Annotated in this window: 11 protein-coding genes; 2 read left to right on the forward strand and 9 right to left on the reverse strand. The window is 69.8% G+C overall.

The features are described from left to right. Positions 1-221: 221 nt before the first annotated feature. The 9 genes from LZ495_RS43220 to LZ495_RS43260 all read right to left on the reverse strand — a co-directional run bounded on the left by LZ495_RS43220 (position 222) and on the right by LZ495_RS43260 (position 9,247). Positions 222-1,631 (reverse strand): restriction endonuclease, encoded by a 1,410-nt coding sequence (locus tag LZ495_RS43220; protein WP_235058792.1) that lies wholly within the window; start codon positions 1,629-1,631, stop codon positions 222-224. A 99-nt stretch (positions 1,632-1,730) separates the two neighbouring features. Continuing rightward, positions 1,731-2,129, reverse strand: coding sequence for a hypothetical protein (locus tag LZ495_RS43225; RefSeq protein ID WP_235058793.1), 399 nt, complete (start codon positions 2,127-2,129; stop codon positions 1,731-1,733). 234 nt (positions 2,130-2,363) lie between these two features. Beyond that, on the reverse strand, positions 2,364-2,630 hold the full coding sequence (locus LZ495_RS43230; protein WP_235058794.1) for an integrase core domain-containing protein: 267 nt from the start codon (positions 2,628-2,630) through the stop codon (positions 2,364-2,366). Further along, a complete protein-coding gene (locus LZ495_RS43235; protein ID WP_235058795.1) occupies positions 2,627-3,433 on the reverse strand; it encodes a helix-turn-helix domain-containing protein in 807 nt (268 codons plus the stop codon). Before LZ495_RS43235 ends, LZ495_RS43230 begins: the two co-directional genes overlap by 4 nt. Positions 3,434-3,442: 9 nt before the next feature. After that, positions 3,443-3,697 carry a hypothetical protein gene (locus tag LZ495_RS43240; RefSeq protein ID WP_235058796.1) on the reverse strand — a complete coding sequence of 85 codons (255 nt, stop codon included), beginning with the start codon at positions 3,695-3,697 and terminating at the stop codon, positions 3,443-3,445. Positions 3,698-3,746: 49 nt separating this feature from the next. After that, entirely contained in the window at positions 3,747-3,950 is a 204-nt protein-coding gene (locus LZ495_RS43245; protein WP_235058797.1) for a hypothetical protein, read from the reverse strand. Positions 3,951-4,067: 117 nt separating this feature from the next. Next, positions 4,068-4,274: a DUF397 domain-containing protein gene (locus LZ495_RS43250; RefSeq protein ID WP_308268957.1), complete on the reverse strand. Its 207-nt coding sequence runs from the start codon at positions 4,272-4,274 to the stop codon at positions 4,068-4,070. A gap of 51 nt (positions 4,275-4,325) precedes the next feature. Then, complete coding sequence (locus LZ495_RS43255; protein ID WP_235058799.1) at positions 4,326-7,820, reverse strand: NB-ARC domain-containing protein; 3,495 nt, start codon at positions 7,818-7,820, stop codon at positions 4,326-4,328. A gap of 149 nt (positions 7,821-7,969) precedes the next feature. Beyond that, on the reverse strand, positions 7,970-9,247 hold the full coding sequence (locus LZ495_RS43260) for an NsdA family TPR-like regulatory protein (RefSeq protein ID WP_235058800.1): 1,278 nt from the start codon (positions 9,245-9,247) through the stop codon (positions 7,970-7,972). Between the two features lie 215 nt (positions 9,248-9,462). Here LZ495_RS43260 and LZ495_RS43265 point away from each other — a divergent pair, with 215 nt between their 5' ends. Together LZ495_RS43265 and LZ495_RS43270 are read left to right on the forward strand one after the other, a co-directional pair. Next, the gene (locus LZ495_RS43265; RefSeq protein ID WP_235058801.1) at positions 9,463-10,206 is read left to right on the forward strand and encodes an ATP-binding protein; all 744 of its coding nucleotides are present in this window, start codon (positions 9,463-9,465) and stop codon (positions 10,204-10,206) included. Positions 10,207-10,371: 165 nt separating this feature from the next. Further along, positions 10,372-10,836 carry a hypothetical protein gene (locus LZ495_RS43270; protein ID WP_235058802.1) on the forward strand — a complete coding sequence of 155 codons (465 nt, stop codon included), beginning with the start codon at positions 10,372-10,374 and terminating at the stop codon, positions 10,834-10,836. The last annotated feature ends 122 nt before the right edge of the window (positions 10,837-10,958 follow it).

Raw genomic sequence — 10,958 nt, forward strand, 5'->3', positions numbered from 1 at the left:
CACCCAGGCCGTGCTCGCTCTGGCCCGCCGACGCGTGAACGTCCTGTGGGCCCTCATCCGTGACGGACGGTGCTACCAACACGAACTCCCGGTCACATCAGCGGGTTGACAACAGCATTAGGAGGTGGACTCAGTCCTGCGCCGCCGCACCGGCCGCCACCTGCATGGATGGACTTCTCGGCACCCACAGGTGTCCCGGCTTGTGGATTGTGCCCGGGAACTCACGAGTTGGACGTGCGGACTTCCAGGATGAGCGGTCGGGTTTCGGGGTCGTTGCCGGCGACGTCGACGAGCAGCAGGAAGCGTGCGCTGCCCGCATCGTCGTACGTCTGGGTCATGCCGAGCACGCGGTTCACGGTCAGGTCGACCAGGTCCGTGGACTTGCCGGTGTCGAGATCGAGGCGGCACACGAAGGCGTCCAGACCGTCCTTGTTGCTGGCGATCAGGACGCTGTGCGGAGTGAGCTTTGTGGCGGTCCGCGGGTTCGGCAGCGGCGAAGGAATCTGGTCCAGTGCGTCGATGGTCGCGGGTTCGTCGGCGAGGTCGAGCATCGCGCTGTGCCCGTTTCCGGAGAGGAAGAAACGCTGTCCGTCGAGCCAGATCGCGGTCTCGATGCCTGCAGGAGCGGGGATCTCGTGGCGCTCCTCGTCGCCGGGGCGGTCGCCGAGCTTGGTGAGGGTGACCGAACCGTCGTGCAGGCCACCGCTGTAGCCGAATACCCAGACTTCGCCGTCTGCGCCGGTCATCAGTGTGCCCAGGCCCAGCGCGCCTCCGAGCAGGTCCAGCGTCTTTGACTTGCGATTCCAGCGCACGGCTGTGCCGCGGCACAGCACCAGCAGAGTCTCGTCGTCGTGAAGGATCGCTTCGCCTTCACAGTCGTGAAGTGCGAGTTCCCAGTGGGTGGTTCCGTCGGGCAGTCGGACGCGCACCACACCCGATCTCGTGGTGACCAGCAGGTCGTCGGGTGGAGACCAGGCTGCTGCCTGCGGATAGTGGGTCGTCGGCCATCTACCAGTTCGCAGTAGCGTGGCGGCGGTGCCGGAAGTCGTGAGTTTCACGACGGTCCACGGATCCCCCGGTGTCGCCGCGCCCCAGGAGCCGGGCGGGGGTTCCTTGTGGAACAGGGTATTGGCGAGGGTTGCGTACGAGCCACCGATGGCGGCGGTTCGAGCGTAGAGCTGGCGAAGGAGGTCGTGGGGGCCGACCAGCCCACACAGCATGGCTTCGACATGGGCGCGGTCGAGCAGGAGGACGTTGGTGTGGCTCTTGGCATCGTTGAGGGCATGTTTGGTGTAGCCCGACATCGACACGAGAATGCCTCGCGTGCCCGGCGGGCGGTTACTCAGCCTGCGCTCGAGCTTGGTAGTCGGGTCGGACGAGACTGCCTTCGCTTCCCACTTGGCTTCGAGGATGTAGTTGACGTCGGCGATTGAGAACGCCACGTCGATCTCGTCGCGGCCGTCCAGTCCGCGGATGCTGTGCTCGGCTGGGATGCCCCATGCCTTGAGCAGATCGGCCAGCAACACGTTGAACTGTCGGCCGCGCTGCTGCGCACCGCTCGCCCCCGTGTCGCGCAGCACCTTGTAGGTGCCGAGCAGCTCACGCAGTCGCATCACCAATTCATGGTCCACACGCACATCATGACGGAACCGGCCTGGGGGCCGGGCCATCCCCGTTGTGCTTGTCGGCATCGCAGAGGAAGGCTTCGGCTGACGGGCGTGTTCGTGCGGTCAAAGCCCCGCGTGTTTCAACAGCAGTTGCAGGTCTTCGGCTGTCGCCGAGAAGACACCTTGTGGGCGCTGATTGGACAGCTCCGAGAGCGGGACGGGAGAACGGTTGAGTGCCTGCGTGGCCCCGAGGTTCAGTGTTGCCGGGAACCGCCACTTGTTCCTCCTGTCCCCGGAGATCTCGTAGGGCGCACCGTCGACATCCGCCATTGCGGCCACCTGCTTGAGCGGAGTGGCAAAGTAGATCCAGATGCGATCCCCCGCCGCGATATGGCGCTTCGCTGCCAGCCACCAGTCGTCGCGAGGTGCGGTCCGTGCCAGGTGCAACACACTGTCCGGGGTGGAGAGGTGGCCGTTCATCGTCGTGAGTGTCGGGTTCAGGATGTAGTACCAGTTCTTCATCGGATCGTGTCTCCTCGGTACGCGGAACCGCCGGCGTAGACCGTGCCTGGCATGTGGCCGCCAGAGCCAGCACAATTCTGTCTCTGGAGGTGCGCAGACCGCACCGTGGTTGTTCAGTAGGAGCACTGGTTGACGGCCAGTGTGGTGCGCGCGGAAAGCCCCAGCTGCCCTGGGAGACTCGGACGCAGTGCCTGTGGTGGTCGAAAACGCGGCCACCTGCCTTGACCTGCGGCTTTATGCGACTGGCTGGTACTCGTTGAGCAGGCCTCCGAGGACTTGTCGGCGGCGGATCCGGTCGGGTTGTGCCGGGAAGGCGAGCACGTTCGGGTCGTCGTCGGGGGCGTGCAGGTGCAGTCCGTCGCCTTGGTGGCTGCGGCCGGCGTTGTAGTGCTCGACATAGGTGGCAAGGACGGTGCGCAGGTGGTGTTCGCCGGTGATGAGGAGCCGGTCGGTGCACTCGCGGCGGACCGAGTTGATCCAGCGTTCCGCGAACGCGTTCATGCTCGGCGCCTGGGGTGCGGTGAGGACGGTGCCGATGCCGATCGAGGCCAAGACCGCGTCGAAGGCGGCAGTGAACTTCGCGTCCCGGTCACGGATGAGGTAGGCGAACCGGTGCCCGGCGTCCTCAAGGTCGGCGGCGAGGTTGCGGGCGGTCTGCGCGGCCCAGGCGCCGGTCGGTGTGCGGTGACGCCGAGCAGCCGCACGCGCCGGGTCCCCGGTTCGATGACGAACGCGGCGTAGATCCGCTTCAGCGTCACGGTGTCGACGTGGAAGAAGTCGATCGCCAGCAGCGAATCGGCTTGGGCGCGCAGGAACGTGCGCCACGCGTCGTCGCGCCGGCCGGGCGGCGGGACCTTGCGTGCGCGCAGGATCCTGCGGAACGTGGATGCGGCCACGTGGTGGCCCAGGCGGCGCAGTTCGCCCTGGATCCGCACGACGCCCCACGTGCCGTTCTCGGTCGCGAACCGCACGATCAACGCGACCACGTCCTCAGGAAGCGGTGGTCGGCCTGGCGGACGCGGCTGCCGCCACCGCGCGACGACCAAGCGGTGAAGCCAGCGCAGCAGTGTGCCCGGCGTAACGATCCGGTGCGCCCGCAGCGCCTTGGGCAACACCTTGGCGAGAGCGGACAGCAACGCGCGGTCTGGCCACGACAGTCGCGGCTTCGGATTCGCTCGGCGCAACACCGCCACCTCGTGGCGGAGCACGAGTATCTCCGCGTCCTTCGCAGCGGCCGAGCGTGCGAACAGGGCGAGCCACTGGGACACGTGGAAGACGAGCCGGTACAGCAGACGAGCAGTCACGATCGATGATCATCGGATCAGGCGAACGCGCAGGTCAAACGTGACGGCCGAGTATTCGACCAGGACAGGGTGCAGCAGCGTCGCGAGCATTGCCCGGTCCGGCGCCGTGAACCGTGCACGTCGGTTGCCGAGTTGCCGTTCGAGGACGGTGGTCTGGTGGCGCAGGGCCGGGATCTCGATGTCTTTGTCGTGGTCGCTCATGGGCAGCAGCCGCAGTGCGGCGAACGCGTTCGTCACGGCGAGGTAGGTGAATCGGAGGAGCACGGACGGTCATGCTGCCGCAGCCATGATCATCGAGCCGGCCACGCGCCTCTCACCGTCCGCCACCTGCGCGGATGGAGTTTTCGGCACTCACAGCTGTGAACCTCGGCCGCCGGTCGCTGAGCTGCCGCTCGAGGACGGTGAGCTGATGCCGCAAAGCCAGGATCTCGATGTCCTTGGCGCGGTCGCTCGTGGGCAGCAGCCGCAGCGCGGCGAACACGGTCGTGACGGCGAGGTAGGCGAGGCGAAGGAGCACGGATGATCATGCCCCCTCAGTGGTGAACACGCCTGCGCCGCGGGTGAAGGCATTGTTGTGCCTCAACCCCCACTGGGCTCCTGACCTGCGCGGATGGAGTTCTCGGCACCCACAACATCACCGACTGATCAGGTCGGGTCCGGTCCCTGCCAAACCGCTGACAAGGCGGCCCCAGGAACCCGGCGAGAGCTCCACACGCGGCCCACTGCGCACCTTCGAGTCCCGCACCAAAACCCCTCGAGCCGTCCGGGCGACCTCCACACAGTTCCCTGTGCTGGATGCACTTCTCCAGATGAGTGCACCACTGTCGTCCATACGCTTCATCCTCCCTTCTGATCTGATCGGTCCGACGCAGTCCGCATCCGTGAACACACATCATCGGGCGCGGTAGGCGACGTCATAGAGACCACCGCTGCCGACCAGGCACAACCAGTCGCCGGACGGATGCCACGCGATGCCGAGCACATCGCCTCCCAGGCGGGTGGCGCACAGACATACGCCGGTCGCAGCGTCCCAAATCCTGAGCGTCCTGTCCCATCCGCCGGTCGCCACCAACTCGCCGTCCGGCGAGAAGCAGCAGGGTTCGACCCATCCGACATGGGCGTCGAGCACATGCTCGGGCTCGAGACCGGCGGCGACCTTCCAGAGCCGCACGGTTCCGTCGTCGCTGGTCGTCGCGATGCGGGAGCCGTCGGGCGAGAAGGCGCACTCGCTCGTGGAGTCGGTGTGGCCGCGCGAGAGTGCGTACTCCGACCCGGAGGCGACGTCCCAGAGGCGGACCGTGCCATCCGCGCCGACCGTCGCCAACCGGGTTCCGTCAGGGGAGAAATCGCAGTTGGTCACGCGCCCGCTGTGCCCGGCCAGGGTTCCCGCGCAGCCGAAGTCGCCGGTCCGCCAGAGCCGTACCAGGCCGTCGGCACCGGCCGTGGCGATGAGTCGCCCGTCGGGTGAGAAAGCGCAGCTGATGGTGCCGCCGTCGTGGCCGGCCAGTTCCCCACTGCTCGCGAGGCCCGGCACCGCGCGGAGGCGGACCGGGCCGTCGCGGCCGGTGATCGCCAGTGTGCCGCCGTCCGGCGAGAAGGCCGTGCCTCGGACGCCGTCCCGGAAAGCCGCCGATCCGCTCCCCGGCCCGTGGTGGGCGTCCGCATGCCGCAGGTAGACCGTCCGGCGGTCGGTCGTCGCCAGCCATGCCCCGTCCCGGGAGAACGCACAGTGCACGAACGGCGTCTGCCCGGTGAGCGTGGCGGTCTCCGCCCCGGTCGCCAAGTCCCAGACCCGGCAAGCCTCGTCGAGACCGACCGTGGCGATCAGGCGGCCGTCCGAGGAGAACGTGCAGCCGCGGATCTGCCCCATCTGCGCGTTGATCACGCGGGCTTCGGTTCCGTCGGACGTCCGCCACAACCGCAGCACGCCGCGCTGGTCGCCGGCCGCGACGAGACTCCCGTCCGGGGAGACCGCGCAACTCCACAGCCAGTCCCCGACGCTCGCAAGCACCTGCGGACCGGCATGTGCGGCGAGGTCCGACACCGCGACCCGCCCGCGACGCCCGACGGTGACCAGGCGGTCCCCACCGGGCAGGAACGCGCAATCCCGAAGCCGCTCACCGAGGTCGGCCCTGGTCGTCCGTTCGCGGCCGGACGGCAGGTCCCACACGCGCACCTCGCCGTCGTCGTCGGCGGTGGCCAGCGCCGAACCGTCGGCCGACAGCGCGCAGGACCAGACCGGGGACGAGTGTCCCCGGAGCACTGCCATCTCGCTGCCGTCCGCGACCCGCCACAGCCGGACCGTCCCGTCGTGGCCGACCGTGGCCAGGACCGTTCCGTCGGTGGTGAAGGCGCAATCGTGGACCGGGCCGACGTGTCCGGCCAGGACCTTGGCGACCCGGCCTTCCGCGGAGTCCCACAGTCTCGCCGTCCCGTCGTCGCTCGCGGTGGCGAGCCAACTGCCGTCCGGCGAGTACGCGCAGGCCCACAGGCCGCCGACGTGGCCGGTGAGGACCAGCCGCTCGGTACTCGTGGCCAAGTCCCAGACGCGCGCGGTGCCGTCGAGGCTCGCGGTCAGCATTTCGGTGCCGTCCGGCGAGAAGGCGCAACTCGTCTGCTGCCCGAGATGCCCGGTACGGTGCGCGCGCGACGGATCCGGGCGGTCCGGGTAGGGCCGGGCGGGTTCGAGGCGGGGTATGGGCAGCGTCGCCCGGTAGGCGGTCGCGACGGCGTCCAGCCCCGGAACACCGGTGACGCGCCCGAGGATTGTCGAGCCGAGTGCTCCCGGTGGGTCGACCGGCCCGAGGATCGGGGCCGACTGTTCGAGGACCCGCCGGAGGATCCGCGGCACGTCGGTCTCGGTGCGGCGCAGGTCGACGAGGGCCCCGACGACGGAACCGGCCCGCCGGGTCCGGGCTTCCACCCAGCGCAGATCGACGACCAGTTCGTCGAGTTCGTCCGGTCGGCCGACCGCCGCCAGGTGGTAGGCCAGGTAGCGCCACAGGTAGTCCTGCTCGTCGGGCAGGTGCCACCACGCGCCGCGGCCTGCTGCCGCCGTGCCCAGGAGCCCGGCCGCGGCATCGAGCAACCGGCGGTGGGCTGCGGCGTGTTCGTCGGGGCCGCGGCGGGTCAACAGGTAGGCCCGCACGACGTCGTGCAACACGACTCGCGGCCCGGGGGCGTCGAGGCGGTAGTCGGCCACCAGACCCAGTCCGGCGACGTCCTCGCACCAGCGTTCGACGTGGGTTCCGGGCCACAGCAGCCGGAGTACCTGGACGGGGATGTCGACGTCCTCGGGGAAGATCGCCAGGTCCAGGTAGTGCTCGCGGTCCTCGTCCGGGAGCAGGTCGAGGCTCGCGTCGATCGTGGCGGCCACCGCTTGGCTCCGGTGCGAGGGACGCGCGGCGTCGAATACCGCGGGGCCGTGCTGTTCGAGGCTCGCCGTGGTGTCCCGGGCCGCGTCGGTGACGGGTTGTCCGCGGGCTACGCGCTGCCGCAGGGCGCCGTGCAGCAGCCGGAGGAGGACCGGCCAGCAGCCTGCGGCGTTGGCCATCCGGTCGGCGTCCTCCGGGGTCAGCTCCGGGATCCGGTCAGTCAGCATGCGCCGTGCTTGTCCGCCGGTCATCGCATCGACGGACAGCTGCACGCCCCCGTCGGGCACCGCGGCGGCCACACGCGTGGTGATCAACCGGGTGCAGGAGCGGCCGCCGTACCGGAACGGCCGTAGCTGTGCGGGCTCCCAGAGGTCGTCCACCACCAGCAGGACCGGGCGGCCCGCCTGGTCGAGAAGTCGGCCGAGTTCCGCCCCTGCCGCATCCGGATCGGTGAGGTTGGGCCGGATCCCGGTGAGGCTGGCGCTGAGGTCGTTGATCCGCTCGGCGAGTTCGGCGCCGTGCAGGCCTTGCCCGAGGGTGATCCAGAGCAGTCCGCCCGGGAAGCGGGTGCGCAGTTCGGGACGGTGCGCGGCCCAGGCCGCGAGTGTCGTCTTCCCGAAGCCTCCGGCGCCGCGCAGCGCGGTGACCAGGCTGACCTCGCCGGCTTCGGGGGCCAGCAGCGCGGCCAGCAAGGCAGCCCCGATTTCGGGGCGTTCGATGATCCCGTCGGCCGGGGGCGCCATCCACGGGACCCGGGTCGCAAGAGCCTCGTCGGAGGCCGGGGCCACGGCAGCCGAGCCGGTAGGCGGTGCGGCGGCCGGGGTGGGGCCGGCCGGGCCGCCGTTGGCCTTCCAGACCTCCAGCCCCGCCCACATCACGACCAGCACGAGCAGGGCCGCGCCGATCGTCCAGGTCCACTGCGCGGTGGCGAGGTTGGCCAGGAGTCCGGCGGCGAAGGCGAACACCGTCGAGGCACCGGCCGCGGCCCCTGGACCGATCCGCCTGCGCGGCATGGCGTCAACTGCCCTTCGGGTGAGCCCGGTGGCGGGCTTCCGGAGTCGGACGGTCCTGCCCTGGCAGCGTAGCGAGCCGGCCCGGGGCGGCGCACCGTTTCGTTGCCGGACGGGCGGGTTCCGGACGCGGGAGCGGGGCGGGGTCAGACCTACGCACTCAGAACTTCGGCGAGCCGGTCGTAGGCGCGTCCATTCAACCGGTTGTGCAAGGAATTGACGCGGGTGCGCACCAGGCCGTCGCGATACGCATGAGGCAGGCCGACCCAGACGCCCGCCGCGAGTTCCGCCGCCCCGTCGTGATCGCCGTCCGCGCTCATGCAGGTCGCGGCGTCGATAGTCAGCAGTGCGCGGGTCATGACTGAGGGCGTGCGTGTGAGCGCAAGCGCGGCTTGTTGCTCGTCGTTGGCGTCGCGAGTCCGACCCATGAGGGTGAACGCCTGGGACAGGTGGACGTGGTGCTTCTGCGCGGGGTAGCCGAACCAGGTGTCCGCAGTCTCCGAGAGGGCCAGACGCTCGGCGATGGTCCGCGCGTCGGCGACCGCTCGGAGTGCGCCTTGTTGGTCGCCGACGGAGGCAAGTGCGCGCGCAGCGACCGCGGCGGCCAGAGCTGCGGCAGCCGTGGGTGTGCGTCCGGCCTCGGCCCTCGCGCGGCTGGCGAGGTCGGCAGCGGCGCGTGGCGCCTTGTAGTTGAGGGGGACCATGGCGTGCCTGGCGAGCACCCAGGAGAGCATGTGTCGGTCGCCGGATTCGCGGGCCGCCCGCTCGGCTGTGGCGAACCAGCCGTGGGCGTCGCGCTGGTCGCCGCGGTCGTGCTGGATGATCGCGACCAGGCCGGTGATCCCGGCGGCCGAGCGAGCGAGCCCCGCGCGTGTGGCTGCCGGATGTGGGCGGGCCAGGACTTCGCCCAAGAGGCCGAGGTCCGAGCACATGATCGCGAGCACATCGTCAGGGGCGCGCCCTCGATAGCCGCCGCGGTGGTTCTCGAATGCGCCTTCCAGGTACGCGAGGTCGCCCGAGGTGGAGTCGGACAGCGCGCGGTCGATGTCGTCTCGTGCTTCGGCTATGCCGGGTAGGGCCACGATGCCGGTTGCGGTTCCTGTCACCGCGGCAGCAGCTCCGAGGAACTGTCGTCGCTTCACGTTCTCATCCTCCTGCCCGCCGGTCGCCTCCTGCGACCTGCGCCACCGTCGGGAGTTGGCCACCGCGTGGGCGATCTCCCGTTCGTCCCGCCCGTACGCCGCGGCGAGTAGTGAGTGCCACCGCGGCGTGGGGAGTCGGCGCTCGGTTTCCCAACGCTTCAAGTTCTCAACGTCGAACCACGCGCCACCTTGGGCGTTTTGTAAGAGCAGCGCCATGTCCATGCGGCTGAGGCCGACGGCTTCCCGGTGATCTCTCAGCATGGTGCCGATGCCGTCTGGTGTCATCATGCCCGCCCCCACGAGTCCTGACTGTCGCGATTTCGATCCTGGCCCCCCAACGTGGCCCCCCGCATGGAAATGGACCCGCTGGTGGCACCCGACGCCCTAAAGCCAGGGAAAGTTCACTGAAAGCCAACCGAGCAGGGCGACTGCACTGGCTTGATTCCCGGTGCCGGCCTCCTGCACACGCAGCATCGTTCGAAGCCCGCGCCGGAGGAGGTGCAGTGGACAGCACCGCGCTTGAGTCGATGGATTCCGCGTGCTTGACCTGGTCATGGCGGCTGCCGGCGGCCGAATCGTCGGTCAAGGTGGCGCGGGACCAGGTGGGGCCGTTGGCTGCTCGTTGCGGACTGGACGAGGACATGGCGCGCCTGGTGGTGAGCGAACTGGCCACGAACTGTGTCCAACACGCCGAGGAGTCGGAGGACTTCGTCATCACTGTTCGCTGGGAGCCGGGGCGATGCGTGATCGCCCTCCTGGACGGCGTGCCCGATCGGCTGCCGCAGTTCGACCCGATTGGGGTGGACGCGAACACGACACGTGGGCGCGGTCTCCTGATCGTCGCCCAGGCCGCCGACGAGTTGGAGGTCCGGGTAGGGGCAGGCTGCAAGGCCGTCTGTGCGGTGTTCTGCAGGGTGCAGCCCTACGAGCCGAGCGAGACGGTCGAGCCCCTGGCCCCGATCGGGGTGGAGGTGAGTGACCGACCCGGGTACGACTATCGGCTCTGCCTGCCGCCGTCGTATCCCGGCCAGTCGCGTGGCGCCATGGCTCTCGACATCACGGAGGCGCACGCGATGAACTGCATCGCCGCCCTGTCCGGTCTCCGCCCGGTACGTGACCGTGTTGCGACGTTGCTCGCCGAAGGCTCGGCGGTGGCCGCGCTGTTGGACCCGCGAGACGTCGAGACGCTGGGGCGCCAGTTCACCGAGCACATCGGCATGATCGCGGCGGCAGTGCCCACCGGCTAGAGCCCACAGTTCCCTGCGGCGGTGGCTCCCTCAGCCCCTGCGCCGCCGCAGGATGATCCGGCGCCGCAGCGCCGGGATCGCCTCGGACCGCGTCCCGAGGCGACGGGAGGGGCGGAGCGTGCCGGCGACCGATCGCGCCCAGCGTGCTCCGCCCCGACCACCCCCTTGCTCGTCCGCTTCGTGTTCGCGTGCGCCGGATCGCTTGCCGACGCCGAGACCTACTCACCTGGGATTGCTTTGAACACTGACCTGTCGCCCTTCGAGCCCGGTCGCATCGCGGTGACCGCGGTTGCCCTGGGGCCCGAACTGACGCTCGTTCGCGGCACCGAGCCGCGACCGATCGTGCTGACGAGCGTGATGGGGGACTCGGTTCCCGGCCGCTCCTCGACGCTCGTGGCGTTGCCGCACGGACTCTCGCCGGCCCAGGCGGCGGAGTTGAGCGCCGCGCTGGCGCTGGTCGTCGCCAAGTACGACGCGCCCCTGGCCCGGTCGATTGCGAACCGCATCGACGTGGTCCTGGAGGCGGAGGCCGACGGCAAGCGCATCCCGGTCGGCGACGGAATGGGCCTGACGCGCGGTTGGTTCGAGGAACCCGTTGAGGGGCGTAGTACGACCAGGCGGAGGCCCTAGTGCTGTGACCGGAAAGGTTCGCCGGGTTGCCGGTTGGTTAGGCGGCTTGGGTGAGGGGGCGTCCGCCGTAGCGGACGCCCTTTTCGCTGCGGACGCGGGCGCGTTCGCGGCGTTGTGCGGCG

Source organism: Yinghuangia soli (assembly GCF_021502675.1).
In the GTDB taxonomy this organism is placed as follows: Bacteria; Actinomycetota; Actinomycetes; order Streptomycetales; family Streptomycetaceae; genus Yinghuangia; species Yinghuangia soli.

What these genes read in the sequence shown, in the direction of transcription:
- LZ495_RS43260 (WP_235058800.1), bottom strand. Translation starts at nt 9,247, where the DNA reads ATGATGACACCAGACGGCATCGGCACCATGCTGAGAGATCACCGGGAA.
- LZ495_RS43250 (WP_308268957.1), bottom strand. Translation starts at nt 4,274, where the DNA reads ATGAAGCGTATGGACGACAGTGGTGCACTCATCTGGAGAAGTGCATCC.
- LZ495_RS43225 (WP_235058793.1), bottom strand. Translation starts at nt 2,129, where the DNA reads ATGAAGAACTGGTACTACATCCTGAACCCGACACTCACGACGATGAAC.
- LZ495_RS43230 (WP_235058794.1), bottom strand. Translation starts at nt 2,630, where the DNA reads ATGAACGCGTTCGCGGAACGCTGGATCAACTCGGTCCGCCGCGAGTGC.
- LZ495_RS43255 (WP_235058799.1), bottom strand. Translation starts at nt 7,820, where the DNA reads ATGCCGCGCAGGCGGATCGGTCCAGGGGCCGCGGCCGGTGCCTCGACG.